Annotated in this window: 28 protein-coding genes; 4 read left to right on the forward strand and 24 right to left on the reverse strand. The window is 62.8% G+C overall.

The genetic code is table 11. The features are described from left to right. Window positions 1-3: 3 nt before the first annotated feature. The 8 genes from C8D77_RS30960 to C8D77_RS30995 form a co-directional block, all read right to left on the reverse strand. Window positions 4-657, reverse strand: a complete 654-nt coding sequence (locus C8D77_RS30960; protein ID WP_109671304.1) for a glutathione S-transferase family protein — start codon at window positions 655-657, stop codon at window positions 4-6. 40 nt (window positions 658-697) lie between these two features. Next, window positions 698-1570, reverse strand: coding sequence for an aldose 1-epimerase family protein (locus C8D77_RS30965; protein WP_109671305.1), 873 nt, complete (start codon window positions 1568-1570; stop codon window positions 698-700). A 204-nt stretch (window positions 1571-1774) separates the two neighbouring features. Further along, window positions 1775-2491 carry a Bax inhibitor-1/YccA family protein gene (locus C8D77_RS30970; RefSeq protein WP_023812012.1) on the reverse strand — a complete coding sequence of 239 codons (717 nt, stop codon included), beginning with the start codon at window positions 2489-2491 and terminating at the stop codon, window positions 1775-1777. A 23-nt stretch (window positions 2492-2514) separates the two neighbouring features. Then, on the reverse strand, window positions 2515-3288 hold the full coding sequence (locus tag C8D77_RS30975) for an anti-sigma factor family protein (protein WP_109671306.1): 774 nt from the start codon (window positions 3286-3288) through the stop codon (window positions 2515-2517). After that, entirely contained in the window at window positions 3285-3803 is a 519-nt protein-coding gene (locus tag C8D77_RS30980) for a sigma-70 family RNA polymerase sigma factor (protein ID WP_245468911.1), read from the reverse strand. The genes C8D77_RS30975 and C8D77_RS30980 overlap by 4 nt, the downstream gene beginning before the upstream one ends. A 119-nt stretch (window positions 3804-3922) precedes the next feature. After that, window positions 3923-4516 (reverse strand): histidine phosphatase family protein, encoded by a 594-nt coding sequence (locus tag C8D77_RS30985; protein ID WP_109671308.1) that lies wholly within the window; start codon window positions 4514-4516, stop codon window positions 3923-3925. A gap of 167 nt (window positions 4517-4683) precedes the next feature. Then, the gene (gene phnX / locus C8D77_RS30990; protein WP_109671309.1) at window positions 4684-5499 is read right to left on the reverse strand and encodes a phosphonoacetaldehyde hydrolase; all 816 of its coding nucleotides are present in this window, start codon (window positions 5497-5499) and stop codon (window positions 4684-4686) included. Then, window positions 5496-6653 carry a TIGR03364 family FAD-dependent oxidoreductase gene (locus tag C8D77_RS30995; RefSeq protein WP_109671310.1) on the reverse strand — a complete coding sequence of 386 codons (1158 nt, stop codon included), beginning with the start codon at window positions 6651-6653 and terminating at the stop codon, window positions 5496-5498. Before C8D77_RS30995 ends, phnX begins: the two co-directional genes overlap by 4 nt. A gap of 247 nt (window positions 6654-6900) precedes the next feature. Here C8D77_RS30995 and C8D77_RS31000 point away from each other — a divergent pair, with 247 nt between their 5' ends. Then, complete coding sequence (locus C8D77_RS31000) at window positions 6901-8085, forward strand: amino acid aminotransferase (RefSeq protein WP_109671340.1); 1185 nt, start codon at window positions 6901-6903, stop codon at window positions 8083-8085. A gap of 80 nt (window positions 8086-8165) precedes the next feature. After that, the gene (mazG, locus tag C8D77_RS31005) at window positions 8166-8990 is read left to right on the forward strand and encodes a nucleoside triphosphate pyrophosphohydrolase (RefSeq protein ID WP_109671311.1); all 825 of its coding nucleotides are present in this window, start codon (window positions 8166-8168) and stop codon (window positions 8988-8990) included. 6 nt (window positions 8991-8996) lie between these two features. Here mazG and hflX read toward each other — a convergent pair whose 3' ends face one another. The 8 genes from hflX to dusB all read right to left on the reverse strand — a co-directional run bounded on the left by hflX (window position 8997) and on the right by dusB (window position 19132). Beyond that, on the reverse strand, window positions 8997-10388 hold the full coding sequence (hflX, locus tag C8D77_RS31010; RefSeq protein WP_109671312.1) for a GTPase HflX: 1392 nt from the start codon (window positions 10386-10388) through the stop codon (window positions 8997-8999). Further along, window positions 10389-10634, reverse strand: coding sequence for an RNA chaperone Hfq (gene hfq, locus C8D77_RS31015; RefSeq protein ID WP_006202172.1), 246 nt, complete (start codon window positions 10632-10634; stop codon window positions 10389-10391). A gap of 145 nt (window positions 10635-10779) precedes the next feature. After that, on the reverse strand, window positions 10780-11643 hold the full coding sequence (locus C8D77_RS31020; RefSeq protein WP_109671313.1) for a D-amino-acid transaminase: 864 nt from the start codon (window positions 11641-11643) through the stop codon (window positions 10780-10782). A gap of 99 nt (window positions 11644-11742) precedes the next feature. Further along, window positions 11743-13104 (reverse strand): nitrogen assimilation response regulator NtrX, encoded by a 1362-nt coding sequence (gene ntrX, locus C8D77_RS31025; protein ID WP_056588733.1) that lies wholly within the window; start codon window positions 13102-13104, stop codon window positions 11743-11745. Continuing rightward, entirely contained in the window at window positions 13094-15379 is a 2286-nt protein-coding gene (locus tag C8D77_RS31030; RefSeq protein WP_170136868.1) for a sensor histidine kinase NtrY-like, read from the reverse strand. The genes ntrX and C8D77_RS31030 overlap by 11 nt, the downstream gene beginning before the upstream one ends. 128 nt (window positions 15380-15507) lie before the next feature. Further along, on the reverse strand, window positions 15508-16968 hold the full coding sequence (gene ntrC / locus C8D77_RS31035; RefSeq protein WP_109671315.1) for a nitrogen regulation protein NR(I): 1461 nt from the start codon (window positions 16966-16968) through the stop codon (window positions 15508-15510). Further along, complete coding sequence (locus tag C8D77_RS31040; RefSeq protein WP_109671316.1) at window positions 16965-18107, reverse strand: two-component system sensor histidine kinase NtrB; 1143 nt, start codon at window positions 18105-18107, stop codon at window positions 16965-16967. The genes ntrC and C8D77_RS31040 overlap by 4 nt, the downstream gene beginning before the upstream one ends. After that, window positions 18104-19132, reverse strand: coding sequence for a tRNA dihydrouridine synthase DusB (gene dusB, locus C8D77_RS31045; RefSeq protein ID WP_109671317.1), 1029 nt, complete (start codon window positions 19130-19132; stop codon window positions 18104-18106). Before dusB ends, C8D77_RS31040 begins: the two co-directional genes overlap by 4 nt. Before the next feature lie 244 nt (window positions 19133-19376). On the opposite strand from dusB, the gene C8D77_RS31050 reads away from it, so the two are divergent. Together C8D77_RS31050 and C8D77_RS31055 are read left to right on the forward strand one after the other, a co-directional pair. After that, the gene (locus C8D77_RS31050) at window positions 19377-20606 is read left to right on the forward strand and encodes a bifunctional 2-C-methyl-D-erythritol 4-phosphate cytidylyltransferase/2-C-methyl-D-erythritol 2,4-cyclodiphosphate synthase (protein WP_109671318.1); all 1230 of its coding nucleotides are present in this window, start codon (window positions 19377-19379) and stop codon (window positions 20604-20606) included. Then, window positions 20603-21106, forward strand: a complete 504-nt coding sequence (locus C8D77_RS31055) for a CinA family protein (RefSeq protein ID WP_109671319.1) — start codon at window positions 20603-20605, stop codon at window positions 21104-21106. The genes C8D77_RS31050 and C8D77_RS31055 overlap by 4 nt, the downstream gene beginning before the upstream one ends. A gap of 1 nt (window position 21107) precedes the next feature. On the opposite strand, the gene plsY is transcribed toward C8D77_RS31055, so the two are convergent. From plsY to C8D77_RS31095, 8 genes are all read right to left on the reverse strand, one after another. After that, window positions 21108-21794 (reverse strand): glycerol-3-phosphate 1-O-acyltransferase PlsY, encoded by a 687-nt coding sequence (plsY, locus tag C8D77_RS31060; RefSeq protein WP_109671320.1) that lies wholly within the window; start codon window positions 21792-21794, stop codon window positions 21108-21110. A 150-nt stretch (window positions 21795-21944) separates the two neighbouring features. Continuing rightward, window positions 21945-22400 (reverse strand): type II toxin-antitoxin system RatA family toxin, encoded by a 456-nt coding sequence (locus C8D77_RS31065; protein WP_109671321.1) that lies wholly within the window; start codon window positions 22398-22400, stop codon window positions 21945-21947. Between the two features lie 12 nt (window positions 22401-22412). Further along, a complete protein-coding gene (lipA, locus tag C8D77_RS31070; RefSeq protein WP_109671322.1) occupies window positions 22413-23378 on the reverse strand; it encodes a lipoyl synthase in 966 nt (321 codons plus the stop codon). 138 nt (window positions 23379-23516) lie between these two features. Next, a complete protein-coding gene (locus C8D77_RS31075) occupies window positions 23517-23774 on the reverse strand; it encodes a GlsB/YeaQ/YmgE family stress response membrane protein (RefSeq protein WP_109671323.1) in 258 nt (85 codons plus the stop codon). 89 nt (window positions 23775-23863) lie between these two features. Next, window positions 23864-25309, reverse strand: coding sequence for a dihydrolipoyl dehydrogenase (gene lpdA, locus C8D77_RS31080; protein ID WP_109671324.1), 1446 nt, complete (start codon window positions 25307-25309; stop codon window positions 23864-23866). 12 nt (window positions 25310-25321) lie between these two features. After that, window positions 25322-25957, reverse strand: a complete 636-nt coding sequence (locus C8D77_RS31085) for an SGNH/GDSL hydrolase family protein (RefSeq protein WP_109671325.1) — start codon at window positions 25955-25957, stop codon at window positions 25322-25324. Further along, entirely contained in the window at window positions 25954-26364 is a 411-nt protein-coding gene (locus C8D77_RS31090; RefSeq protein ID WP_245462848.1) for a hypothetical protein, read from the reverse strand. The genes C8D77_RS31085 and C8D77_RS31090 overlap by 4 nt, the downstream gene beginning before the upstream one ends. Window positions 26365-26384: 20 nt before the next feature. Continuing rightward, window positions 26385-26520 (reverse strand): 2-oxo acid dehydrogenase subunit E2 (locus C8D77_RS31095; protein ID WP_146211846.1); only part of this gene is annotated, 136 nt, incomplete at its 5' end.

The raw sequence follows: 26520 nt of genomic DNA on the forward strand, positions 1-26520 counted from the left end.
ATGCTAATTCGCCGCCGTTCGCGGCACCGGCGGCAATTCGGGGGCATCCAGTCCCCTGAAAGGGTCGCGCCAGGCATCGATCTCTCCAAGCCGACGATACCAGCAGCTGACAGAGGAATAGTCGTCGAGCGGCAGTCTGGCGGCATCGTTGAACGGGAGAAATGTCGCCATTCGGAAGTCGGCAAAGGAAACCGAATTTCCGACCAGCCATTGCCGCTCGAAAAGCACGGCGTCGAGTATCGCGGCGGCCGTGCGGAAATGTCTTAGCCCCTCCTCCACGCGCTCCTGATCGATCGGGCCTATGCCGTAGCGCTGTTTGGTGCCACGTTCGAAATGCACCGTGTCGCAAGCGAATGCGAAGTGCTCCTTGCCCCAACTAAGCCATCGGATCATCTCGGGTTCGTCATCGCCGGTGCGCCAGAAATCTGAATGCGCACTGCGCGAGAGCCGGCAGGCTATGGCGTCCGCCTCCCAGAGACTTTTTCCTCCGTCTTCCACAAGGATGGGCAGTGAGAGATTGGGATTTAACGGGCGATATTTCTCCGCTTGCCCCGGAGCGAATGGCGAGGCGAATTCAAAGTCGACTTTCGCGTCGAGATAGCGTGCCACCGCGACCGCGAGCCGAGGATTGGGATTGCGGCTGAAATACAGCTTCATCGGGCACTGCCGGTGTGGCGGGATCTGCTGATCAGGGGCGTCATAGCAGCCGTATCTGATAGCTCAGCACGCGCTTCGCACCGGGCGCGATCAGCATCAGGCCTGGCTTGTCGACAAAATCGCCGTCGAAGTCCACTGGGCTTGCAATGCCGTGCCAGGGTTCGATGCACAGGAACGGCGCGCCACCCGGCTTTGACCAGATGCCCAATTCCTGAACTCCTTGCCACGACATCTCGATCGCCGGACCATGCTCGGCGGCGTAACGCACACTGGTGCTGGCAGGCCGATCCAGAATGACCGCGTCCTCGTCAAACAGCCGTTCGGAGAGCTTGAGGACGTTGCCTTCGACTGGCGTTGGCTGCGGCGTCGGCAACAGCAGGCCGTCCTTCAGGCGACGGATCGGCGCTTGCTCGGCGGAGGAAAAGGTCAGCCGGTAATCCGTCTTGGCTAGATCCGGCAGCAAGGGCCAATTGAACGCCGGGTGCGCCCCGATCGATGCCGGCAGCGGCTCGTCGCCGGTGTTGGCGATGTCGAAGCTCACACTGAGTTGCTTGCGGTCCAGCGCGTAGGTCACCGCCAGGCGAAAGGCGAAGGGGTAGTGCGCGCGGGTGTCGGCGTCATCGGTGAGGACCAACGTGCAGGACTTTGGCCCCCTCTGCGCCCAGGCAAACGGCTTGTCGCGCGCGAAGCCGTGCTGGCTCATCGGATAGGTCTGGCCTTGATGGTGCAACCGGTCGCCCTTCAGCCGCCCGACGATCGGGAACAGCAGCGGCGAGTGACGCCGCCATTCCGGGCCGGCCTGCCATAGAAACTCTATGCCGTCGGCATCGCGCAGGGAGACCAGTTCAGCGCCCTGCCCGACGACGGTCGCCGAGATGCCGTCACCGTGAAGCGTCAGGCTGTCTTGTTCCATGCGTCCTCGCGGCTATCAGGCGTGGCCGGCAGGCTAGCAAAGGGCAACGCCTGAACTCAAGAGCGGCAGACCTATATCGCACCTCACTCCGCTGTGATGAACGATCCACCGCGCATGGCAAATGCTGCCTCAAATGAAAAACCGTGGCCGGAGGTTTCCCTCCAGCCACGGCAAGATACGAAATGTTGCCTGCTACGGTCCGGACTACTCGCGTTCGCCAGTGAAGTTCAGCAGCAGCTGGAAGATGTTGATGAAGTTCAGATAGAGCGAGAAGGCACCGAAGACGGCGAGCTTCTGGCGCGATTCCGCGTCGAAATTCTCGGCATACTGTTCTTTGATCGTTTGCGTGTCCCAGGCGGTCAGGCCGATGAATACGGCAATGCCGATCACCGAGATGGCGAACTGCAGTGCGGTCGAGCCGAGGAAGATGTTGACGATGCTGGCGATCACCACACCGATCAGGCCCATGATCAGGAACGACGAGAACTGGGTCAGGTCACGCTTGGTCGTGTAGCCGTAGAGGCTGGTGGCGCCGAACATGGTGGCGGCGATAAAGAAGGTGCGCGCGATGCTGGTTCCGGTGAAGACCAGGAACACGGAGGCGAGCGAAAGGCCCATGACCGCGCAGAAGGCCCAGAACATCGCCTGGGCGCTGGCTGCCGACATGGTCTGCATCTTGAACGAGAACAGCATGACGAAGGCGAGCGGCGCCAGCATCACCACCCATTTCAGCGGGCTGGAGAAGATCGGCACATAGAGCGCCGGCGTCGATGAGATCATGAAGGCGACCAGGCCGGTGACCACCAGGCCGACGCCCATGTAGTTGTAGACGCGCAGCATGTGCTGGCGCAGGCCCTCGTCGAAGATGGCGCCGGTTTGGGCGCCGGCGCCGACGCGGTATCCCAGATTGGGGGTGTTCATTTGCGTTCTCCTTTGTGGATCGGTCAGTACAGCGTTCTGGCGAGCGCCTCGGCAGCGCGATCGAGGTCGTGGACCTCGCTTCGTCCGACCACCGCATAGGCGACCTCGCCGATCTGGAAATAGGCCGAGGAAATATCGCCCGAAGGCGCGATGGTCGGCTTGACGACGTCGAAGGTTCCGGGCCGGATCGCGAACAGCGACACCAGCCCCATGTCTTTCGTCTCGACCGCCATCTCGACGCTCGGCCCAAAGCGCGACGGATAGATCTGCACATCGCGAACCTTCCAGTCCGCCGGCAGCGACGGCATGACGATGGCAGTCGCGGCGCGGATCTCGCCGGCGTTGTAATTGGGCGCTTCGGGCTGCGACGGCATGCTCTCGCGCACCAGCGTCGTTCTGTGGGCCCGCACCGCTTCGTCGACATAGGCGGGCGGCTGCGGCGAGGCGACGACCTTGGTCACCGACATCGGCCCGATGATGCCGTTCGCCAGCCAGCCGGCGGCAACGAAGGCGGCCACCGCCGCCGCGCGCTGCAACACACCGAAGATGCGGCCGCGCGCAAGCCCCCTCTCCAGCCGCCGCGCGGCATCGGCAGTCGCGGGCCGCGCCATGCCCTTGGAGCCGGCAAGCGCCACGCGCAGTTCATCGCGGGTCCTGAGATCCGACATCACGCGTGCCGCGGCCTCCGGCCGAGCGGACAGAAAAGCCTCGACCTCGATGCGGCGGGTGACGTCGACCTGGTCGTCGACATAGGCGTCGAGGTCGATATCCGTCACGGGATCGACAGTTGCGGTCATGACGGGCCTCCAACGATCTTGAGATGGTTTTTCGCCTTTGCGGGAGCCGCCTCCATCTCGCGCAATGCGGCGCGCGCCCTGCCTATGCGCGACATCAGCGTGCCCAGCGGCACGCCGCTGGCATCGGCGGCTTGGCTGTAGGAAAGGCCTTCGATGGCTACGAGGTGCAGCGCTGAACGCTGTTCTTCCGGCAGGCTGAAAAAGGCCTCGCGCACCTGCGCCAGGCGCACCGAATGCTCCTGCGGCGCCGGGGTGCTGCCCTCGGCAAGATATCCGGCCTGTTCGACGCGCGCGGCTTCAGACCTGCGCGACCGCATTTTGTCGATGAAGGTGTTGTGGACGATCGACAGCAGCCAGGCGCGCAGGTTTCCACCGGAGCGAAAGGTGCCACGCCGTTCATAGGCGCGCACCAGCGCGTCGTGGACGAGATCCTCCGCATCCGTGCTGTTCCGCGTCAGCGAGCGCGCGTAGCGGCGCAGCGAACCGAGCTGTCCTATGATGTCAAAGCGTGGCATCGACGGTTTCATGTCCTGTTTACGGAGCATGTGGGGAATTTAATCCCTGCCCTGCCAATTTTCTTAATCGGGTTCGCTGCAAGACGTCGTTCGCTTCTGATCTCGCCTCATGACCGACTTCACGCCCGACGGAGATTCTCCGGTTCCGGCGCCGTTACACCACAGGCGCGCAAGACCCATCTGCGCCCGTCGCTGCGGAAATCGGTGATGCTGAGCGGCTCAATGTCGATCTTCCAACAGGCGGCGAGCGGGGCACCGAGAACATGTAGGATCGCGGTGCGGACAACGCTGGCATGGGTTATCGCGACGGTGTGGCCGCGCTCGGCGATCAACCCGTCCATCAGGTTCGAGGCTCTGCTCGCGACGTCGGCCAGCGACTCGCCACCATGCGGAGCCGCATCGGGATCGGTGAGCCAGGCGGCGATGCCCTCGGGGTGCTCGGCCTGGATCTCGTCAAAACGCTTGCCGGCCCAGCTTCCATGGTCCTGGTCCGCCAGAAGCGGTTCGATCGAGGCGTCCAACGACAGCGCCCCAGCACTTTGGCGTGCGCGAAGTGCTGGACTTGTCCACACGCGGTCGGCGCGACGCAGTGTTGCGCTCATCGCCTTCGCAAGGGTGATCGAGCGCGGCTCGAGCGGCTCATCCAGCGGAAACGACCCTTGCCGGGTTGCTGCCGTGGCGCCGTTGCAGATCATCGTCAGACGTACGAGCATCCGGCAGCTATCCCTCGATCACACCTCGTTGGCCAGCAATAGCGCCGTCTGAATGATCTCGCCATCGAGTTGCAGCTCTGTACGCCGATGAACCGGCACGGTCGCGCTACCGTGACCGGCAGGCGTTCAGTTGAGGTGCCACCGATGGTCGCTTGGTCGAATGACGATCAAGGCCTTTCGCCGCGCCGCAGCTTGCCTTCAATCGCGGCAATCACCGGCATCAGATCGGCCACGCCCTTGACGACAAAATGCGCGCCGGCGGCAGTGAGCTTGGCCGATGCCTCGGCCCGTTTCATCCTGAACACATCCGGAGCCAGAGCCTGCGTCTCCGCCAGCGTGTGGCCGAAGACATTGCCGGTCACCGCCACGCCGACGGTCCACGCGCCCGCATTGATACCCTCGGCGATACCGACCTCGGTGTCGTCGACCTTGACACACAGCCACGGCGGATAGACGCCGAGTTCGGTCAGTGCTTTCCAGAGCATGAACGGTGTCGGCCTGCCGTCGGGCGTGTCGCCAGTGCACACCAGGCAATCCGGCGAAAAGCCCTGCGCTGCGGCAACCGGCAGGATTTCCGCCATGATGTCGCGCGTGTAGCCGGTGGTGGTGCCGATCTTGAGGCCGCGCTTCCGCAGCGCCCTGACCACATCGACAACACCGGGAATGACATCGGAGAACCGCGCCGCCACAGCCCGGTTCTTCGGCACGAACACATCATAGATTGCGTCGATGTCGGCCTCCGTCGCGATATGACCGTGCTGCTCCGTCCAGGCGGCAGCGATCCTGGGCTGGGCCAGCAATGCTGCGATATGCGGGCGCTTGGCCATTCCCATCGGCCCCCTCGCCTCATCGACGCTGATCGCCACGCCGAATTCAGCGAAGGCCTCGACAAAGACGCCCATCGGCGCCAGCGAGCCGTGATCGACAACGGTGCCGGCCCAGTCGAAGACGACGGCGCGAAGCAAACCGGGGGTGGCCATCATGCGATCTTCCTGGCGTCTGCCGTGGTTGAACCGAAAAGTTCATCGACCACCTCTTCGGCGATCGCGAACGAGGTGCTGGCGCCGGTGCCGCTGGTGATCATGACCAGCCGTACGCCCTCCCGCGGCGCGTCGGCGAACATGGTGCGACCGGTTGCCGAGGCATAGATGCCGGTCCAGCGTTCCAGCACGCGTGGCGGAGGACCGCCAAAGACGGCGCTGAACTCCTCAAGGATGATCTCGTCGACGCGCTCCGAGGCAAACGGATCCGGCGTCACCGCATAGTGATGTGAATCGCCGACCACCAGCGTGCCGTCGGCACTCTGCACGACGATCAGATGCACGCCGTTGTCGAGTGCGTCGCCCTGCTCGGCTTCCAGCCGACGTCGCAAGGCGGTGGCTTCGGGCAAAGCAGCATAGCCGCTGTAACGCGCCAGCCCAAGATCCGACATCACCGCCGCCGGCAACCGGAAGCCGGGATCGGCAAGGCGCATCATCTGCAATTTGCAGCGGGTGACGCCGTATTGCGCGATACGATCGGGGTAAAGCGTGGCCAGGTCGTCACCAGGGCAGACGATCACCTTGTCGGCGAAAACCAGGCCCCGGCTGGTCTCGATGTCAGGCGGCTCGATCTGGTGTACCGCCGTTTCGCGTCGGAATTCCACGCCATGCTTTTCGGCGAGGAAGGCCGCAAGCTGCGGGATGGCCTGACGCGACTCGACACGCACGTCGTGCGGGCTCCACAGGCCGCCGGCAAAATCCTGGCCCGCCAGTTCGGGAAAATCGCTGCGAAGCGCTTCAGGTTCGAACAGCAAACAGCCCTCGCCCATCTCGGTTTGAAGAAATGCCTCGACCACCGCGCGCGCTTCCGGGCGGCGCGCGACGACGACCACGCCGCGCTGGATGACTTCGATGCCGGCGGGCGCGGCCACCTCCAGCCAGATGTCGCGGGATCGCATGGCACGGCGCCATACCTGGCCGCGTTCCTGGCCACTGACGGTCACGAAGCCGAAATTGCGCACCGAAGCGCCGTTGGCCTGGGCGTCGCGGTCGATGACGACGACGCTGAGACCACGACGGACTGCGGCGAGTGCATGGGCGAGACCGACAATGCCGGCTCCGACGATGGCGAGATCGAATTTTTCTTGCCGGCTCATCGTCGTTTCACACCATCATTCTCATGCTTCGTCCTGGAAACGCTATTCAAACTACGCCGATGTGACAGGAACGTGTAGGGCGCTCCGCCCTCTCGTACATATAGCCTGCCCGATGCCGGCCAGTGTTAGGGCAATGCTCGATGCGATGCATTCGGGCAGCTTTGCACGGGCTGAAGCGATAGTAAAAGCGCTGGCGAAATGCGTTCGATTTGCGTATCACTCCGCCGCGCCAATGGAACCATTTTCGATGTTTGAAGCCCTGCAGCCCGCCCCCGCCGACAAGATCCTGGCCCTGATCGGCCTTTATCGCGCCGACCCGCGTCCCGACAAGGTCGACCTCGGCGTCGGCGTCTACAAGGATCGCGACGGCAAGACGCCGGTCATGCGCGCCGTGCGCGAAGCCGAAAAGCGGTTGCTGCAGGGTCAGGACACCAAGACCTATCTCGGCCTTGCCGGCGATACCGGATTCAACACTGTGATGGCCAAGCTCGCCTTTGGTCCGGGCGCCGACATGACGCGCATCCGTGCGGCACAGGCGCCCGGCGGCTCCGGCGCGCTGCGGCTGGTGGCGGAACTGCTCAAGCGGACACGCTCCGATGCAACCATCTGGCTGTCGGACCCGACTTGGCCGAACCACATGCCGGTGATGCGCGCCGCCGGCCTGCAGATCCGCGAATACCCCTATTTCGATGCCGCCTCGGGCGCCGTTCGTTTCGACGACATGCTGGCAGCGCTGCGGACGGCAAACAGCGGCGACGTCGTGCTGCTGCATGGCTGCTGCCACAACCCGACCGGCGCCAATCTGGATGCGGCCCAGTGGGCAGCCGTTGCCGATCTGGTCGTCGAGCGCGAGCTGCTGCCGTTTGTCGACATCGCCTATCAGGGCTTTGGCGATGGCCTTGAGGCCGACGCCCTCGGCTTGCGCCTGCTGGCGGCAAAAGTTCCGGAAATGGTCGTCGCGTCGAGCTGCTCGAAGAATTTCGCCGTCTACCGCGACCGTGTCGGCGCGGCGATGGTCCTGGCTAGGGACGGCGCACAGGCCGACGTGGCGATGAGCCAGATGCTGTCGGCGGCGCGCGCCATGTATTCGATGCCGCCGGACCATGGTGCTGCCGCGGTGCGCATCGTGCTGGAAGATGCAGCCTTGCGTGCGGACTGGGAGGCCGAGCTTGAAGAGATGCGCCTGCGCATGCTCAGGCTCCGCGTCCAGTTCGCCGAGGCGCTGCGCCGGCAGTCCAATTCCGACCGTTTCGATTTCGTCGCCAGCCATCGCGGCATGTTCTCCCGCCTAGGCCTCACGGAAGCGCAGGTCGAGCGGCTGCGCGCCGAGCACGGCGTCTACATGGTCGGCGACAGCCGCATCAACGTCGCCGGCCTGCCCGAGGACGGGATGGACGAACTCGCCAAGGCGATCGTTTCTGTCCTCGACTGACGGGGCTCACCTGTGGACAAGGCGCCTTCGCCGGCTGACAGCGTTGGCAGCGCGGGCGGCGGCGCGATAGCATCCACCGTATGACGCCATCAAAAGACATTTCGCGCCTGATCGAGATCATGGCGGCGCTGCGCGTGCCGAAGACCGGCTGCCCGTGGGACATCGAACAGGATTTCTCGACCATTGCGCCCTACACGATCGAGGAAGCCTATGAGGTGGCGGACGCCATCGCGCGCGGCGATCTCGACGATCTGCGCGACGAACTGGGCGACCTTCTGCTGCAGGTCGTCTATCATGCGCAAATGGCCGAGGAAGCCGGCGAATTTGCCTTCCCCGACGTGGTGCAAGCCATCACGACGAAGATGATCCGACGCCATCCGCATGTCTTTGGCGACGAAAAGGCCCGCAGCGCTGGCATGGCCAAGGGCATGTGGGAAAAGATCAAGGCCGAAGAGAAGGCGGAGAAGCGAAGCGCTCGCCTCGCCCGCGGTCTCGATCCGGAAGACAACGGCAAGGGGTTTCTGGACAGCGTGCCGGTCGCCCTGCCCGCGCTGACCCGGGCGCTGAAACTTCAGGAGAAGGCCGCCCGCGTCGGCTTCGACTGGAGCGAGGCAGCGCCCATTCTCGACAAGATCGAGGAAGAGATCGGCGAGTTGCGCGAGGCGCTGGCCAAGGGCGACACCGCCTCGATCAAGGACGAGTTCGGCGACATGCTGTTTGCCGTCGTCAATCTCGGCCGCCACCTCAAGCTCGATTCGGAAGCAGCGCTTAGCGGCACCAACGAGAAGTTCCGTTCACGCTTCCATTATGTCGAGCAAGCCCTGGAAAAATCCGGCAACACGCTGGAAAAGGCGACCTTGTCCGAGATGGAGACGCTCTGGCAGGAAGCAAAGACCGCGAAGTAAGTTGCATTACCCGTTGTTTTTACGACGCAATCTGCTTTCGATCTCTTCGCGGGCGCTTTGTGTGGCCTTGAGCGAGATGGTGGCGCTGCCGTCATCATTGTCGCTTCGCGAAACGACGTCGCCATTGCGATAAAGCCAGTCGACAAGGCCGAACTGTGCCGGCTCGATCGTCACCGTCAGGTCTTCGAGCTCGCCGGCCATCCGTGTTTCGATGATCGCCTTCAGCGCATCGATACCCTCGCCGGTCACCGCCGACACAGCAATCGGCGGCGCCTTGCTGGCGTCGGCGCCATCGGCAAGCAGCCGGCTGCGGTTGCCCTCGTCGAGCCGATCGATCTTGTTCCACACTTCGATCACACGCTTTGCGTCGCCGGCATCGACACCGAGGTCGGCCAGGATGCGCTCGACATCCTCGGCCTGGGCGGCTGTATCGGGGTCAGAAATGTCGCGCAGGTGAAGGACGAGGTCGGCCTCGACCACCTCTTCCAGGGTGGCGCGGAAAGCGGCGATCAGATGCGTCGGCAGGTCCGAGATGAAGCCGACCGTGTCCGAAAGGATGATCGGCGTGCCGTGCGGCAGGCGCACGCGGCGCAGCGTCGGGTCAAGCGTGGCAAACAGCATGTCCTGCGCCAGTACGTCTGCTCCGGTCAGCCGGTTGAACAGCGTCGACTTGCCGGCATTGGTGTAGCCGACGATCGCCACCACCGGGAACGGCACCTTCCTGCGCTTGGCACGGTGCAGGTCGCGCGTACGGCGCACCGTTTCCAGCTCGTGCTTCAGCTTGATGATCTTTTCCTGCAACTGCCGCCGATCGGATTCGATCTGCGTTTCGCCGGGGCCACCGAGGAAGCCGGCGCCGCCGCGCTGGCGCTCAAGGTGGGTCCAGCTGCGTACGAGGCGGCCCTTCTGGTAGTTGAGATGAGCGAGCTCAACCTGCAGCGTGCCTTCCTTGGTGCGTGCACGCTCGCCGAAGATTTCGAGGATCAGCCCGGTGCGATCCAGCACCTTGGCGTTCAGCTCTTTCTCGAGATTGCGCTGCTGCACAGGGGTTAGCGGATGGTCGACGACGACCACTTCCGCATGTCCCTCTTTGACGATTTCAGCGAACTCGGCGACCTTGCCGCTGCCGAGCAATGTCGCCGGGCGCGGATCGTTGACGGTGACCACCGCTGTGTGGATCAGATCAAGGTTGATGGCGCGGGCAAGGCCGACGGCCTCGTCGTGGCGAGCGTCAGCCGAACGCATCAGCCGTGGGCGGTTGGTCTCGTCGTCGTTGCGCTGGTGGCGGGTAAGGACGGGCACAATGACAACGGCCCGGGTCGGGCCGTTGGCTTCCGTCCCGGGATGATGCGCTGGTTTTCCGCGAACGGTGGCGTCCGCGTCTTTCTCACGTGCCAATCAGGCGCCCTGGCTTTCCTCGCCATCGAACATCTGAACCGGCTGGCTCGGCATGATCGTGGAAATGGCGTGCTTGTAGACGAGCTGGGAGTGACCGTCACGGCGCAGCAGCACACAGAAATTGTCGAACGAAGTGACCACGCCGGTCAGCTTGACGCCGTTGATGAGGAAGATGGTGAGTGGGTTCTTGCTCTTGCGAACTGAATTCAGGAACAGGTCCTGAAGGTTTTGCGATCGTTCCGCCATTGTTCTTGTCTTTCGCCGATCCCCTTCGGTTTGCAAGCCAATGCGCCAAATTAACGGGCGCATGTCAAGCTCGCAAACACCGTCTTGTCGTCAGTAACGACAAGCAGAACGAGATATATTGATGTTCATTCCACCTGTGCGGTTATCAGGCTGGACTTTTTTCCGCAATGTCAAAAAAGGCTTGCCGCAAGGAAAGTGTTATTGAGCCGGGGTGCCCGTTGGCGACCGTATCGCCGTCGATGGCCACCACCGGCATGGCAATTGTCGTTGCGGAACTGATGAACGCCTCGCGTGCCGCCTTGGCCTCGGCAACGGAAAAGCCGCGCTCCTCGATCTTCAGGCCTAGCTTGGCCGCCACTTCAAACATGGTCGTGCGGGTGATGCCGCGCAGGATGCCATGCTCGGCCGGCCTGGTGACCAGGACGCCGTCCCTGGTGACGATCCAGGCGTTGGACGAGCCGCCTTCCTTGACGTTACCGTCGGTGTCGACGAACCAGGCTTCCTGGGCGCCGGCCTCCTTGGCCTTCTGCTTGGCCAAGACATTGGGCAGCAACCCGACGCTCTTGATGTCGACGCGGTCCCAGCGGTTTTCCGGCACGGTAATGACCGCGATGCCGGTCTCGGCTCGCTTTGCACCAGCGGCGGGATCGGCCTTCCTGGCAGTCACCACCAGGGATGGCTTGGTGTCGGCGGAAGGGAAGACAAAGTCGCGGCTGGCAACGCCGCGCGTCACCTGGACATAGACCAGGCCGTTGGCGACATGATTGCGGTTGACCACCTCGCGCAGGATCAGCGGCAGCACGTGAGAGGTGACTGGCCAGGCGATTGACAATTCGGTCAGCGAGCGGTTCAGCCGGGCCAGATGGCGCGGCATGTCGACGATGAAGCCACGCGCCACCTCGCAGACCTCATAGACACCGTCGGCGAACTGATAGCCGCGATCCTCGATATGCACGGCAGCGTCGGCATGAGCGACGTAGCGCCCGTTGACATAGGCAATGCGCGGCATGGGCAACCTCTAAGAAAGTCTCGGGGCTTTCTTATGCGATTCCGCCGCCGCCGTAACCGGCAAATGCTTGGTACAGGCGCGGCTGGCTGGCGCTGCGCGTCAGACGCCCAGCGACTTCAGCTTGCGGTGCAAGGCGGAGCGCTCCATGCCGATGAACTCGGCGGTTTTCGAGATGTTGCCGCCGAAGCGGTTGATCTGGGCGATCAGATAGTCCTTCTCGAACTGTTCGCGCGCCTCGCGCAGTGGCAGCGCCATGATGTGCTGGTCGGATTGATTCGGCGTTCGCGGCATGACATCGCCAATCTCGGCCGGCAAAAGGTCCGCGGTGATCGGCGCATCGACATCATCGCCGCGCGCCAGGATCATCAGGCGCTCGACATTGTTGCGCAGCTGGCGGACGTTGCCCGGCCAATTATGCGCCTGCAGCACAGCCAGCGCGTCGTCGCCGATGCGGCGCGGCTTGATGCCGGCCTGGCGGGCGATCTGCTTCATGAAATTGTCGACGAGATAGGGAATGTCCTCGCGCCGCTCGGCCAATCCCGGCACCATGACCGGCACCACTGCCAGGCGATGATAAAGATCCTCGCGGAAACGGCCGTCGGCGATCATCGCCTCGAGATTCTGCGAGGTCGAGGAGATGATGCGGACATCGACCTTGACCCGCTTGGTGCCCCCTACCCGCTCGAACTGCTGCTCGACCAGCACGCGCAGGATCTTGTTTTGCGTCTCGCGCGGCATATCGGCCACTTCGTCGATGTAGAGGATGCCGCGATGAGCCTCCTCGAGCGCGCCGACCTTGCGCTCGACGCCGTTCGATTCAGTGCCGAACAGCTCGATCTCCATGCGCTCGGGCGTGATGTTGGCGGCGCTCAGCGTCACGAAAGGCGCGGTCTTGCGCGCCGACAGCGTGTGGATGGCACGTGCGGCCAGTTCCTTGCCCGAGCCTGACGGGCCGATGATCATGACGCGGCTGTTGGTCGGCGCGACGCGTTCGATAGTCTGGCGCAACTGGCTCATCGCCGACGACATGCCGATCAGATCGAAGGTTTCGCCGCTGCGCAGCTTGAGGTCGGAAACCTCGCGCCGCAATTTCGAGGTCTCGAGCGCACGCTCGGCAATGAGGATCAGCCTGTCGGCCTTGAACGGTTTTTCGATGAAGTCATAGGCGCCGCGACGGATGGCGGAGACCGCCGTTTCGATGTTGCCGTGGCCCGAAATCATCACCACGGGCAAGGTCGGGTGCATCGTCTTGATCTCGTCGAGCAGCGCCAACCCGTCCAGGCGCGAGCCCTGCAGCCAGATGTCGAGGAAAATCAGCCGCGGCGCCCGGTCGGCGATCGCCGCCAACGCGCTGTCGGCATCGAATGCCGTGCGGGTTTCGTGACCTTCGTCGCTCAGGATGCCCGCGACGAGTTCACGGATGTCTTCCTCGTCATCGACGATGAGAATATCAGACGCCATTACCGACCTTTTCAGTTTCTCGTTCGTTTTCCGTCCTGCTTTCGCCGCGCGAAGCCGCAACGGCCGCAGGCGGCAGGATGATGCTGATCATCGCGCCGCGCCCATTGTGGAAATCCGCAGGTGCATCATGAAGTTCCAGCCTGCCACCATGGTCCTCCACGATCTTCTTGACGATAGCGAGACCGAGCCCGGTGCCCTTCTCGCGTGTGGTCATATAGGGCTCGAGCAGCCGTTGGCGATTCTCGCGCGGCAGGCCTTTGCCATTGTCGATGACGTCAATGCGAATCGCACCATTCTGGCGCCCGGCTTGAATCCGGATTATGCCGTGCGAACCGTCCTTCTGTTCCAATCCATCGATCGCCTCGGCGGCGTTCTTGATCACATTGCCGAAAGCCTGCGCCATCAGGCGGCTGTCGAACGTGCCCTTGAGCGGCTCGTTGCCGAACACGCGCTCGAAAGCAATGTCGGCGCGGCTGACTTCAACCAGGAACGAGGCCTCGCGCAAGGATTCGCGCAGGTCGATGGCTTTCATCTCGGGCTTAGGCATCCGCGCGAAAGCGGAGAATTCGTCGACCATGCGGCCGATATCCTCGACCTGCCGGATGATGGTGTCGGTGCATTGATCGAAAATCTCGCGGTCCTCGGTGATGACCTTGCCGAAGCGTCGCTTGATGCGCTCGGCCGAAAGCTGGATCGGTGTCAGCGGATTCTTGATCTCGTGGGCGATGCGCCGCGCCACGTCGGCCCAGGCGGAGGAGCGCTGCGCCTGAACCAGATCGGTGATGTCGTCGACCGTCACGACATAGGATTTTTCCTCCGAGCCGTCGTCGCCAGCCTCGATGGTGATCTGCACGTTGAAGGTCCGCTCGGCGCCGGCGCGATAGAAGGTCACCTGCTCACGATAGACAGGCTTGCCGGACTTGCGGCCGATCTCGAAGACGCGGCCGACATGCGGCAGCACGGCGGAGAGGTTCTGCCCAAGCGCCGCGCTGGCGGAGATGGCCAGCATTGCCTCGGCCGAGCGGTTGACGATGGTAACGATGCCGTAGGGATCGACGCCGATGACGCCTGCGGTGACGCCGGCAAGCACGGCTTCCGAGAAGCGGCGCCGTTCGTCGATCAGGTCCTTGGCCGACAGGATTTCGTTGCGCTGTGATTTCAGTTCCAGAAGCATCTTGTTGAACGTGTCGCCGAGCGAAGCGACATCGCCGTCCGAAGGCCTGACGGGAACCGCAACGTCGAGATTGCCGGTCGCCACCTCGTCGGCGGCACCGATAAGCTGGCGAATGGGCCGCACAAGACGGTCGGCAACCGCAATGCCGGTCCAGATGGCGGACAGGATGATGATCAGCGTCAGCGACAGATAGGGCAGCGCGAAGGCCACCTGCGAGGTGCGGCGGTTGTCTTCCAGACCACGATATTCGTCGGTGTTGGACCTGACGATCTGCCGCGCCTTGATCACTTCGGGATCGACGAGGCGAATGGTGTAGAGATAGAGCCCTTCGATCTCGCGCAGCTTGACGATGGCGCCCATGATGTTGCGCGTTTTCGGCTCGATCAGCACCGGCTTGCCATCGGAGGCGCTGGACACGGCGCCTTCCGGTGGCTCGGGCATGGCGAAATCCGTATCGGTCTTGGCGCTCATGACGAAAGAGCCGTCCGGCTTGATCAGCGCCGCATGGGCCAGCGACCGGCCTACGGCTTCCTTGTTCATCAGGTCGAGAAAGCCAGTGCGATCAAGGCCATAGAGTGTGCGCGACGCATCTAGATCATAGGCCATCGACAGTGTCGTGCCCTGGAGATTGCGGGCATTTTCCTGGACATAGGCGTCGGCGATCGACAGCGACGAATTGACGATCGTCTTGGTGCGTATCTCGAACCAGCGGTCGAGACCGATGTCGAGCGTGATCGACGCGATGATCGCCACCATGATCGCTGGAATGGCGGCGACCAGAGCGAACATGGCGACGATGCGCACATGCAGCCGCGAGGCGGCCTTGCCGTGCCGGCGCGCCATGAGGATACGGTGAACTTCACGTCCGACCAGCGCAATGAGGAATAGGACGAAAGCCGCGTTGAGGGCAATCAGCGCCAGCGTCGTCGATTCGTTTGGCGTGATCGGCGTCGCGCCAACAAGGATGGTGAACGAGATCGCCGCCGTCACCAGGGCGCCCACAACCGCGACCACGCCGGGCAGCGCCAACAGCCGGCGCCCGTCACGCGTGCCGGGTTCGCTGAAAAGCGGTTGGTTTGTTGTCGGTGCCTGCGGAGCCATTTCGCCGTCTAGAGCCATGATTGCGTCGGATGTATGCAACGCATTGTGGCGATTATGCAACAAGTGTGACCGAGACGGAAATCTTTCGCGAGCCGTCCCCCGAAAAGAGCCCGATCTTCAGATCAGGCTCAGCCCTGCCGCGATGATTTGTAGACGTTGACGCCGAGTTCGCGAATCTTCTTGCGCAGCGTGTTGCGGTTTAAGCCCAACAATTCCGCCGCCTTGATCTGGTTGCCGCGAGTTGCCGTCATCGAGGCCAGGACGAGCGGATATTCGACCTCGGACAGGATGCGCTGATAAAGTCCGGCGGGTGGCAAATCGCCGGCAAACGAGGCGAAATAGCGCTGCAGGAAGTGCTCCACAGCCTGGCCGATCGACAGGTCGTCGGGAATGAGATTGCCGCCGCCCGGCACCACCGGGCGTTCGCCGGTTTTGAGCTCGGCCTCGATGATCTCGGCGGAAATCTCGTCCTGCGAATAGAGTGCGGCGAGCCTGCGGACGAGGTTTTCCAGTTCGCGCACATTGCCCGGCCATGGATAGCGCTTCATCAGTTCGATGCCGCCGGGCGAGATGCGTTTGGTCTGCAGGCCTTCCATCTCGCCGAGTTTGAAGAAGTGGCGGACGAGGTCCGGCACGTCCTCGGAGCGCTCGCGCAGCGCGGGCAACCTGAGCGGCACGACGTTGAGGCGATAGAACAGATCCTCGCGGAAGAGCCCCTGGTTGATTAGCGTGCGCAGATCCTTGTTGGTGGCGGCGACGATGCGCACATCGGTCTTGATCGGCGTTCGTCCGCCAACCGTGGTGTATTCGCCCTGCTGCAACACACGTAACAGGCGCGTCTGCGCCTCCATCGGCATATCGCCGATCTCGTCGAGGAACAATGTACCGCCTTCGGCCTGTTCGAAACGCCCTGTCGAGCGATTCTGCGCGCCGGTGAAGGCGCCCTTCTCGTGGCCGAACAGTTCCGATTCGATCAGATCGCGCGGGATCGCCGCCATGTTGATGGCAACGAACGGGCCGCCGCGACGGCGGCCATATTCATGCAAAGCGCGCGCCACCAGCTCCTTGCCGGTGCCGGATTCGCCCGAGATCATCACCGTCAGGTCGGTCTGCATCATGCGCGCCAGCATGCGGTAGATGTCCTGCATGGCGGCCGAGCGGCCGACCAGCGGCATTGCGTCGGGCTGCTCTTCCGGCCGCGCATCGATCTTCGGCCGCCGCGGCTCGGAAAGCGCCCGGTTGACGATGCTGAGCAGTTCGGTCAGGTCGAACGGCTTCGGCAGATATTCATAGGCGCCGGTTTCGGATGCGCGGATCGCCGTCATGAAGGTGTTCTGGGCGCTCATGACGATGACCGGAAGTTCAGGCCGCGCCTTCTTGATGCGCGGCAGCATGTCGAAGGCGTTTTCGTCCGGCATCACCACATCGGTGATGACCAGATCGCCCTCGCCCGCCGCCACCCAGCGCCACAGCGTCGAAGCGTTGGAGGTGACGCGCACCTCGTGACCGACGCGCGAAAGCGCCTGGTTGAGAACGGTGCGGATCGCCGCATCGTCGTCGGCGACGAGAATATTGCCGCGAACAGTCATTTGCGGTCTCCTTCACCGTCTTCATCGGCGCCGTATGGTGCTTCTTTCCAGGCCGGCATCAGGATGCGGAATGTGGTCCCACGCGGCGTCGATTCGCATTCGATGATGCCGCCATGCTCGCCAACGATCTTGGCGACCAACGCAAGACCCAACCCGGAGCCGTTCGGCTTGGTGGTGATGAACGGATCGAACAGGATCGGCAAAATATCTTCCGAGACGCCGGAGCCATTGTCGCGCACGCAGAATTCCAGCGGCAGCGATACGCGATCCTGCGTACCCGGCACGGAAACGCGGATGCCGGGCCGGAAGGCGGTCGACAGCACGATCTCGCCCTGTGGGTCGCTGCCGATTGCCTCGGCGGCGTTCTTGACCAGGTTGAGGAACACCTGGATGAGCTGGTCACGGTTGGCAAACACCGGAGGCAATGAAGGATCATAATCCTCCATTATCTTGATTCTCTTGGCAAAACCGTTTTTGGCGATGGCCTTCACATGGTCGAGCACGACATGGATGTTGACGGGATAGCGATCGATCGGCCGCTCGTCGGAAAACACCTCCATGCGGTCGACCAGCGACACGATGCGGTCCGTCTCGTCGGTGATCAGCCGCGTCAGCGCGCGATCCTCGTCGGAAGCCGACAGTTCGAGCAACTGGGCGGCACCACGGATGCCGGAGAGCGGGTTCTTGATCTCATGGGCAAGCATCGCCGCCAGGCCGGTGACCGAGCGTGCCGCGCCGCGATGCGTCATCTGCCGGTCGATCTTGTCGGCCATCGACCGTTCCTGGAACATCACCACGACGGAGCCCGGATATTCCGGCACCGGGGCGACGTAGAGATCGACGACCTTCTCGATGCCCAGGCGCGGCGACGACACGTCGACGCGGTACTCGTTGACCGGGGCCCGACGCTCGCGCACCTGATCGACCAGCGTAAGCAGCGGGCTGCCGAAGGGAATGAGCTTGGACAGCGTGTTGCGCGCCAGCATCGTCGCGCTCGAGCGAAAGAAGTCTTCCGCGTCGGCGTTGGCGTAGGTGATGAACCCTTGCTCGCTGATCATGATCACCGGGCGGCGGATGGTGTTGAGCACGATCTGGGCGGCATCCGCCATTTCAGCGCCCTGGCCAGCGGCGGCGTTCATGCGGCGCTCCGCAGGTTCAAAGGTTGCGGATCGCGCGAAAACACATCGCGCAGCAAGGCAATGACGCGTGCGGGCTCGAATGCGGTCAGTATGGCCTTTCGGCTGTCGTCTGCGACACCGCCGGCATGACGATCGAGATACCAGCCGAGGTGCTTGCGCGCCTGGCGCAGACCGCTCTCGACACCGTAGAGCGCGAGCATGTCCTCATAGTGCGCCACGATGTAGTCAGTCAGCACCGTCGAGCCCTGTGGGAGATTTGGCGTTGTTTCGCCTGTCGCTGCCGCCGCAATGCCGCCCGCGATCCAGGGCGCGCCATAATGCGCGCGGCCGATCATCACAGCGTCTGCACCCGACTGATCGAGGATAGCAGCCGCTTCTGCTGGCGAAGACACGTCGCCGTTGGCGACGACCGGGATGGACACGGCTTCTTTGACGCGGGCGATGGCGCGCCAGTCGGCCTTGCCTTGATAGAACTGGCAGCGCGTGCGGCCGTGCACGGTCACCATCCTGACGCCTGCCTGTTCGGCGCGGCGCGCCAGCATCGGCGCGTTGAGCGCGCCTTCGTCCCAGCCCAGCCGCATCTTGACCGTCACCGGCACCTCGACCGCGCCGACAACGGCGTCGATCAGCGACAGTGCATGGTCGAGATCCAGCATCAATGCCGAGCCGGCATAGCCACCAGTGACCTTCTTGGCCGGGCAGCCCATGTTGATGTCGATGATGTCGGCGCCCTCGCCGGCGGCTATACGCGCGCCTTCCGCCATGTGCGCCGCCTCGCGGCCGGCAAGCTGGACCATATGGACCGGCAGGCCGGAGTGGCGTATGCGCAGGTTGAAACCGGCCCTGCCCTTGGCGAGCTCGCCGCTGGCCACCATTTCGGACACGACCAGGCCCGCGCCGTGCGCGTGAGCGCGCTGCCGGAACGGCTCGTCGGTAATGCCCGACATCGGCGCGAGGAACACGCGATTGCGGATTCTCACACCACCGACATCGAGCGGCGCGGCCAATTTGGTCAAGTTAACCATGCACAAAAACCAAGCATGTTCATTCGCTGCACATTCTCTAGCCAGAACCGCCGCAATGTGCAACGCGGAATGACGCCACATTAAGGCGCAATTGGGAAAATGCTGGCCTTCGGGATTGGCTGTGACCAAAGCGCCGCGCGTCCTTCAGGACGCGCTAAGGACGCTTTGGAATTTCATAGTCAGCGCATGATCTTTCCGAAAACCGATTACACTTTTCGGGATCGTGCGCTAGGACCAATCTGCAATGACTGACGCAAGTGAAAATCACGTTTCGAGTGCGGATGGCAAGGTCGCGGTGGTGATCGTTGCGGCCGGCCGTGGCGCGCGCGCCGGACAGGCCAACGGGCCGAAGCAATATCAACACATTGGCGGCTTTGCCGTCATCGCGCACACGCTGGAAATTTTTCTTGCCCACCCGCGGACCAGCGAGATTGTCGTCGCCATCCATGCCGACGACCACGAGCTGTTCCGGCAGGCGGCGGGCGCCAATGCCGAGCGCGTCACCGCTGTCATGGGTGGGGCGACCAGGCAGGAGTCTGTCCGGCTCGGATTGCTTGCGCTGAGAGGCCACGCTCCGGCGCAGGTTCTGATCCACGACGCCGTGCGTCCGTTCGTCGATGCGGAGTTGATCGACCGCACCATCGCCGCAATCGGCGAGCGCGAGGGCGCGTTGCCCGCTTTGCCCGTCGCCGACACGCTGAAGCGCGAGTCGACCTCTGGCGTGGTTGGCGAAACCGTTTCGCGCAGCGGGCTCCACGCGGCGCAAACGCCACAGGGCTTTCCATTCTGGCCTATCCTTGCCGCACATGAGAAAGCCCATCATCTGGGAAAAATGGATTTTACCGATGACGCGGCGATCGCCGAATGGGCGCATATTCCGGTAAAGATCGTTCCGGGCTCGCCGGACAATATCAAACTCACCTGGGCACGGGATATTGCGATGGCGGACCAGCGGCTTTCCGGCGAACGTGTTCGCTTCCCCGACATCCGTACCGGCAATGGCTACGACGTCCACGCCTTCGAACCCGGCGACCATGTCACCCTGTGTGGCGTCGCCATTGCGCATGACAAGAAACTGTCTGGCCATTCCGACGCCGATGTCGGCCTGCACGCCCTGACCGATGCGCTGCTGGCGACTTGCGGCGCCGGCGACATCGGCACGCATTTTCCGCCGTCCGACCCGCAATGGAAAGGCGCTGCTTCCCGGATCTTCGTCGAGCATGCGGCAAGACTGGTGCGCGAGCGCGGCGGACGCATCGCCAATGCCGATATCACACTGATCTGCGAAGCGCCGCGCGTCGGCCCGCATCGCGAGGCCATGACCGCAGCCCTGTCGCAGATGCTGGCAATTTCACCGGATCGCATTTCGATCAAGGCGACAACCAACGAGAAGCTCGGCTTTGTCGGGCGCGAGGAAGGCATTGCGGCGATCGCCACCGCCAGCGTGGTGTTTCCCGGCGAGGTGCCGGAATGAGCAACAACGAGCTGGCAAATGCCCTGCTGCAAGCCTGCCAGAAGCGCGGCATCATGCTGGCGACGGCCGAAAGCTGCACCGGCGGCATGATCATCGCCGCGCTGACCGACATCGCCGGTTCCTCCGCCGTGGTCGATCGCGGCTTCATCACCTATTCCAACGAAGCCAAGATGGACATGCTCGGTGTTTCCACCGCCACGCTTGAGGCGCATGGCGCGGTTTCGCGCGAGACGGCGATCGAAATGGCAACAGGCGCGCTTGCGCGTTCGCGCGCCGGGCTGACCCTGGCGGTCACCGGCATTGCCGGGCCTGGCGGCGGTTCCACGGAAAAACCGGTCGGTCTGGTCTGGTTCGGCGTCAGCCTGGACGGCCAGAGCGTGACCGCCGAGCACAAACTGTTCGCAGACAAGGGTCGCGATTTCATTCGCCGCGAAACGGTCAGGCACGCGCTGGAACTCGGCTTGCGCGCGCTCACAAACGCGGGTTTGGCCAGTTGGTAGGCTAAATTTGCGATTCTGCTTTCGATGCCGGGCTGCCTTGCCCCAGGCGTGGCTCCGTCCCAGCCAGTAGCCGCTGAATGTTGGCGCGATGGCGCGCAATCACGTAAATGCTGCCTGCAATCACCAGCAATCGATAGGGTAATGGCTGCTCCCAACCGCAGATGAGGGCGATCGCAGTCAACGCCGCCAGCATCGAACCCAGGGAAACAATTCGAAAAACAACCAACACAGCGCCAAAAACCGCTGCGGCACCTACACCCACTGGCCAGGACAGCGCCAGCAACACGCCGAGCCCCGTCGCAGCGGATTTGCCGCCTGTAAAATTCAACCAGATCGAACGGCCATGCCCCAACAACACGGCAAGTCCAGCCAGGCAAACAGCCCAAGGCAGCCAAGTTTGCAGATCAAACGTAGTTGGCGGCGTGACGAACGGCAACGTGGGGAACCAGGGATAAAACCAGCTGGCAAAGATGATTGCCGCTGCACCTTTCAGCACATCCACAAGCAGGACCACCAACGCAGGCCATTTCCCAAGGGTCCGCAACACGTTCGTTGCGCCAGTGGATTTGGAACCATGCTCTCGGATATCAATGCCCTTGAGCAGTTTCCCCGCCAGATAGCCGGTGGGCGTAGAACCGAAGAGATAGGCGATCGCCAGTCCAACCCCACTCGCTATCCAGAAAAGCATGGGATTCACCTCGACGTTCTAATTTCGGCCAATCATCAATCCTATGGATTGTCGCGATCTGGGGTAAAGTGGAAACCTATAGCCTTGGGTTCTTGGTTCGCTTGAGATGTTGCACACTCAGAACACCTTCGCGTGGTGACCCCGGAGGCCTCAAGCCGGTTTTGCGCCGTAGATGACGTCGGCACGCTTCTCGAAAGCCTCGGCGAACATGCGGAAGGCGCGGTCGAACATGGTTCCCATCACCGCGCCGAGAATACGGCTCTTGAACTCATAGTCGATGAAGAACCGGACGGCGCAGCCGGCGCCGTCCGGCTCGAAACGCCAGACATTGCTCAGATATTTGAACGGGCCGTCGATGTACTTCACGTCGATGGTGTTCTCGTCCGGCTTCAGCAGCACCTGCGTCGTGAAGGTTTCCCGGATCGCCTTGTAGCCGATGCTCATGTCGGCGAGGAGAACTGTGCGTCCGTCGCGCTCCTTGCGCGAGCGAACCGTCAGCGCCTCGCAAAGCGGCAGGAATTGCGGATAGGATTCGACATCGGCGACCAGCGCGAACATCTGCTCCGGTGTGTGGGATACGCGACGGATGGCTTCGAATTTTGGCATAAAACCAGCGAGTTAGGCTGATTTCTTGAGAAGCGCTTCCCGTGCCGCGCGCAGCCGGGCGAAATCGTCGCCGGCGTGATGCGACGAGCGCGTCAGCGGGCTCGACGCCACCAGCAGGAAACCCTTGGTCCGGCCGATCGTCTCGAAGGACTTGAATTCTTCCGGGGTGACGAAACGGATCACCGGATGGTGCTTCTTCGACGGCTGCAGGTACTGGCCGATGGTCATGAAGTCGACATTGGCCGAACGCAGATCGTCCATCAGCTGCAGGATTTCATTTCGCTCCTCGCCCAGGCCGACCATGATGCCGGACTTGGTGAAGATCGACGGGTCGAGTTCCTTGACCCGCTGCAACAGCCGGATCGAATGGAAATAGCGAGCGCCCGGCCGAACCGTCAGATAGTTTGACGGCACGGTTTCGAGATTATGGTTGAAGACGTCGGGCTTGGCCGCCACGACGATCTCCAGCGCGCCGTCCTTGCGCAGGAAGTCTGGCGTCAGGATTTCGATCGTCGTCAACGGCGTTGCCGCGCGGATGGCGCGGATGACCTCGGCGAAATGCTGCGCACCGCCATCGGCGAGATCGTCGCGGTCGACCGAGGTGATGACGACATGGGTCAGGCCCATCTGCTTGACGGCGTGCGCGACGCGGGCCGGCTCATCGGCATCAAGAGCTGTCGGAATGCCGGTGGCGACGTTGCAAAACGCGCAGGCGCGCGTGCAGATCTCGCCCATGATCATGAAGGTGGCGTGCTTCTTTTCCCAGCACTCGCCGATGTTGGGGCAGCCGGCCTCTTCGCAGACCGTCACCAGCTTGTGCGATTTGACGATTTCGCGCGTTTCGGCATAGCCCTTCGACATCGGCGCCTTGACGCGAATCCAGTCGGGCTTGCGCAGCACATCCTGATCAGGCTTGTGCGCCTTTTCCGGATGCCGCAAGCGCGGAGCGTTGGCGATCGTATCGAGGACAGTGACCATCGGGAAACCTGGTTCATTCGCGACCGCCAGTCAGGCGTTCGCTGTCATAAGTTCATCTAAGACTTTTTAACGCAAAGAAAAAGGCCGCGACGGAGCATGCCGCAACAGCCTTTTTCGCATAGCAGCTCTTCAGTGCTGTTAACGGCGCACCAGACGCCCCGCCCAGATCAGCAGGCAGGCTCCGATAAAGCCGGTGATCAGATAGGCGGTCCAGCCGATACCGAACACACCGATGTTGAGTGCCTGGAGGATGGCGTTCAGCACGACCGCGCCGACGATACCCAAAACAATGTTCATGAAGATGCCGGTGTTGCTCTTCATGACCATTTCGGCGAGCCAGCCTGCCAGGCCGCCGATGATGATGGCTGCAATCCAGCCGACGCCATTCAGGTGCATATGCCTTCTCCTTGTGTGATGGATGAAAATGCATCCGCAAACTAAGTACCTTGCCGCCGGGTTCCATCTGTGCCAGCGCTTTCAATTTATCACGCGTTGAGCGCGCGGCCATAGGCGTCGAGCACGCTTTCCTTCATCATCTCCGACAGCGTCGGGTGCGGGAAAATGGTGTGCATCAGTTCTTCCTCGGTCGTCTCCAGGTTCATCGCCACGACAAAACCCTGGATCAGTTCGGTCACTTCGGCGCCGACCATGTGGGCGCCGAGCAGCTGGCCGGTCTTCTTGTCGAAGATGGTCTTGATGAAGCCCTGGTCCTCACCGAGCGCGATGGCCTTGCCATTGGCGGCGAACTGGAAGCGCCCGACGCGGATATCCTTGCCCTCTGCCTTGGCCTTCGCTTCCGTCAGGCCAACGGACGCGACCTGCGGATTGCAATAGGTGCAGCCGGGGATCTTGAGCTTGTCAGTGGCGTGCACGCCGGGGAAATTGGCGATTTTTTCGATGCACACCACGCCCTCATGCTCGGCCTTGTGGGCGAGCATCGGCGGGCCGGCGACGTCGCCGATGGCGTAAATGCCGGGTACATTGGTCTTACCGTAGCCGTCAATGACGATGCAGCCGCGTTCGGTCTTCACGCCGAGCGCTTCCAGCCCGAGATTCTCGATGTTGCCCTGCACGCCGACGGCCGAGATCATGCGGTCGGCGGTGATCTTCTCGACCTTGCCGTCCTTCATCTCGACATGTGCGGTGACCGAGTTGGCACCCTTCTCGACCTTGGTCACCTTGGCTTCGAGGATGATCTTCATGCCTTGCTTCTCGAACTGCTTCTGCGCGAATTTCGAGACTTCGGCGTCCTCGACCGGCATCACCGCAGGCAACAGCTCGACCACCGTCACGTCGGCGCCCATGGTGCGATAGAAGGATGCGAATTCGATGCCGATGGCGCCCGAACCCATCACCAGCAGCGACTTCGGCATTTCCGGCGGCACCATCGCCTCGAAATAGGTCCAGATCAGCTTGCCATCCGGCTCGATGCCGGGCAGCGCGCGCGGCCGCGCTCCCGTCGCCAGGATGATGTGCTTGGCGGTGTAGGTGCCCTCGCCCTTGACGCCTTTCGGCACCGGCGGCTGCGGCTCCATCGGCTTCTTGGCCGTCTTTGACACGACGATTTCGCCGGGTTTCGAGAGCTTGGCCTCGCCCCAGATGACGTCGACCTTGTTCTTCTTCATCAGGAAGGCAACACCGCCATTGAGCCGCAACGAGACTTTTCGCGATCGGTCGACCACCGCCGACGTGTCGACGCTGACCTTGCCGTCGAGCTTCAGCCCGTAGTCCTTCAGGTGATCCGAATAGTGCATGATCTCGGCCGAGCGCAGCAGCGCCTTGGTCGGGATGCAGCCCCAGTTGAGGCAGATGCCGCCGAGATGCTCGCGCTCGACGATCGCCGTCTTGAAGCCAAGCTGTGCGGAACGCACCGCGGTGACATAGCCGCCAGGGCCGGAGCCGATGATAATGACGTCGTAGTTCTCAGCCACGGTATTTCTCCTTCACAATTCCAGCATGACGCGCACGATCGGCGTCAGCGCCTTGCCGATTTCTCGCGTGTTTTCGGCATCGAGGTGAACGCCATCGAGCGGTGTGGTTTGGGCCACGCTGCCGGCGTCGAAGAAGCCACAGCCGGCTTCGTCGGCGAGCGCGGCATATTGCGGTGCCAAAAACTTCGAGGCGTCATCGCCACCGGCGAACATTTCCTTGAAGTCGGCATTTTCGGTGCGGCTGACTACAGGCGGCGCGACGATCAGGATCTGCGGCGCCGGCCAGTCGAACGGGTAGTCGTGACCACGCACGATGTCGATCAACCGCTGGATGCCTTGCTTGGCTGCGACCGGATTGCCGTGGATCCAAGGCTTCATGTCGTTGGCGCCGAGCATGAAGATGATCAGGTCGATCGGCGCGTGCGTCGTCAGGACCGTCGGCAGCAGCCTGGCGCCGTTGCGATCAGCACCGGCCAGATGATCGTCGAAGGCCGTGGTGCGGCCGTTGAGGCCATCGGCAATCACTTGCACGCCGGCGCCTAACGCTGCTTGCAGCACGCTCGGCCAGCGGTCTTCCAGCGCATGGCGGCCGCCTTCGGCATTGTAGCCCCAGGTCAGCGAGTCGCCGTAACAAAGAACCGTCTTCATGCGCCCACCCGTGCGTTGATCAAACCGCGTCCCACCCGCCAGCGCACGAACAGCCAGTGAACCAGCACAGTGGCCAGGTTCGGCAAAACCAGGCCGGCGATGATTGGCATGTCACCTCCCCACTGGCGCTTGCCGATCGGCTGGAAGAACGTCCAGCCGATCAAGCCGAGTCCGATCAGCACGAACAGGACAATCGCGCAAAGGGCCAGCCAGTCGATGATCGCCGGTGCGTTCGAAAAGAGCTGTGCAATGAAAAACACGATCGTCACGCAAATGGTGACAAGCGCGGACGCCATGAACACGAGAATGTATTCTTCCTGCGCATCGGTTTCGACCGCCAGCAATTGAGCGACGAGGCCGCCGGCGAATCCGGAAAGAATGAAAGCGAAGAGGCTGGTGAAGACCATCCGCACCGCCCTCTCCCGTCCTAAACCAGCATGCCCATCGGGTTTTCGATCAGCCGCTTGTAGGCGACCAGCAGTTCTGCACCAAGCGCACCATCGACGGCGCGATGGTCGGTCGACAGCGTCACCGACATCACGGTGGCTATTCTGATCTCGCCG

The organism is Mesorhizobium loti, assembly GCF_003148495.1.
In the GTDB taxonomy this organism is placed as follows: Bacteria; Pseudomonadota; Alphaproteobacteria; order Rhizobiales; family Rhizobiaceae; genus Mesorhizobium; species Mesorhizobium loti.

What these genes read in the sequence shown, in the direction of transcription:
- C8D77_RS30995 (WP_109671310.1), bottom strand. Translation starts at nt 6,653, where the DNA reads ATGAGCCGGCAAGAAAAATTCGATCTCGCCATCGTCGGAGCCGGCATT.
- C8D77_RS31020 (WP_109671313.1), bottom strand. Translation starts at nt 11,643, where the DNA reads ATGCCGCGCATTGCCTATGTCAACGGGCGCTACGTCGCTCATGCCGAC.
- hfq (WP_006202172.1), bottom strand. Translation starts at nt 10,634, where the DNA reads ATGGCGGAACGATCGCAAAACCTTCAGGACCTGTTCCTGAATTCAGTT.
- mazG (WP_109671311.1), top strand. Translation starts at nt 8,166, where the DNA reads ATGACGCCATCAAAAGACATTTCGCGCCTGATCGAGATCATGGCGGCG.
- C8D77_RS31085 (WP_109671325.1), bottom strand. Translation starts at nt 25,957, where the DNA reads ATGAAGACGGTTCTTTGTTACGGCGACTCGCTGACCTGGGGCTACAAT.
- C8D77_RS31075 (WP_109671323.1), bottom strand. Translation starts at nt 23,774, where the DNA reads ATGCACCTGAATGGCGTCGGCTGGATTGCAGCCATCATCATCGGCGGC.
- C8D77_RS30980 (WP_245468911.1), bottom strand. Translation starts at nt 3,803, where the DNA reads ATGCCACGCTTTGACATCATAGGACAGCTCGGTTCGCTGCGCCGCTAC.
- lipA (WP_109671322.1), bottom strand. Translation starts at nt 23,378, where the DNA reads ATGGTCACTGTCCTCGATACGATCGCCAACGCTCCGCGCTTGCGGCAT.
- C8D77_RS31055 (WP_109671319.1), top strand. Translation starts at nt 20,603, where the DNA reads ATGAGCAACAACGAGCTGGCAAATGCCCTGCTGCAAGCCTGCCAGAAG.
- C8D77_RS30960 (WP_109671304.1), bottom strand. Translation starts at nt 657, where the DNA reads ATGAAGCTGTATTTCAGCCGCAATCCCAATCCTCGGCTCGCGGTCGCG.
- C8D77_RS31000 (WP_109671340.1), top strand. Translation starts at nt 6,901, where the DNA reads ATGTTTGAAGCCCTGCAGCCCGCCCCCGCCGACAAGATCCTGGCCCTG.
- C8D77_RS30970 (WP_023812012.1), bottom strand. Translation starts at nt 2,491, where the DNA reads ATGAACACCCCCAATCTGGGATACCGCGTCGGCGCCGGCGCCCAAACC.
- ntrX (WP_056588733.1), bottom strand. Translation starts at nt 13,104, where the DNA reads ATGGCGTCTGATATTCTCATCGTCGATGACGAGGAAGACATCCGTGAA.
- C8D77_RS31065 (WP_109671321.1), bottom strand. Translation starts at nt 22,400, where the DNA reads ATGCCAAAATTCGAAGCCATCCGTCGCGTATCCCACACACCGGAGCAG.
- plsY (WP_109671320.1), bottom strand. Translation starts at nt 21,794, where the DNA reads ATGCTTTTCTGGATAGCGAGTGGGGTTGGACTGGCGATCGCCTATCTC.
- ntrC (WP_109671315.1), bottom strand. Translation starts at nt 16,968, where the DNA reads ATGACTGTTCGCGGCAATATTCTCGTCGCCGACGACGATGCGGCGATC.
- C8D77_RS31050 (WP_109671318.1), top strand. Translation starts at nt 19,377, where the DNA reads ATGACTGACGCAAGTGAAAATCACGTTTCGAGTGCGGATGGCAAGGTC.
- C8D77_RS31090 (WP_245462848.1), bottom strand. Translation starts at nt 26,364, where the DNA reads ATGGTCTTCACCAGCCTCTTCGCTTTCATTCTTTCCGGATTCGCCGGC.
- C8D77_RS31040 (WP_109671316.1), bottom strand. Translation starts at nt 18,107, where the DNA reads ATGAACGCCGCCGCTGGCCAGGGCGCTGAAATGGCGGATGCCGCCCAG.
- C8D77_RS30985 (WP_109671308.1), bottom strand. Translation starts at nt 4,516, where the DNA reads ATGCTCGTACGTCTGACGATGATCTGCAACGGCGCCACGGCAGCAACC.
- C8D77_RS30975 (WP_109671306.1), bottom strand. Translation starts at nt 3,288, where the DNA reads ATGACCGCAACTGTCGATCCCGTGACGGATATCGACCTCGACGCCTAT.
- C8D77_RS31030 (WP_170136868.1), bottom strand. Translation starts at nt 15,379, where the DNA reads ATGGCTCCGCAGGCACCGACAACAAACCAACCGCTTTTCAGCGAACCC.
- dusB (WP_109671317.1), bottom strand. Translation starts at nt 19,132, where the DNA reads ATGGTTAACTTGACCAAATTGGCCGCGCCGCTCGATGTCGGTGGTGTG.
- C8D77_RS30965 (WP_109671305.1), bottom strand. Translation starts at nt 1,570, where the DNA reads ATGGAACAAGACAGCCTGACGCTTCACGGTGACGGCATCTCGGCGACC.
- phnX (WP_109671309.1), bottom strand. Translation starts at nt 5,499, where the DNA reads ATGATGGCCACCCCCGGTTTGCTTCGCGCCGTCGTCTTCGACTGGGCC.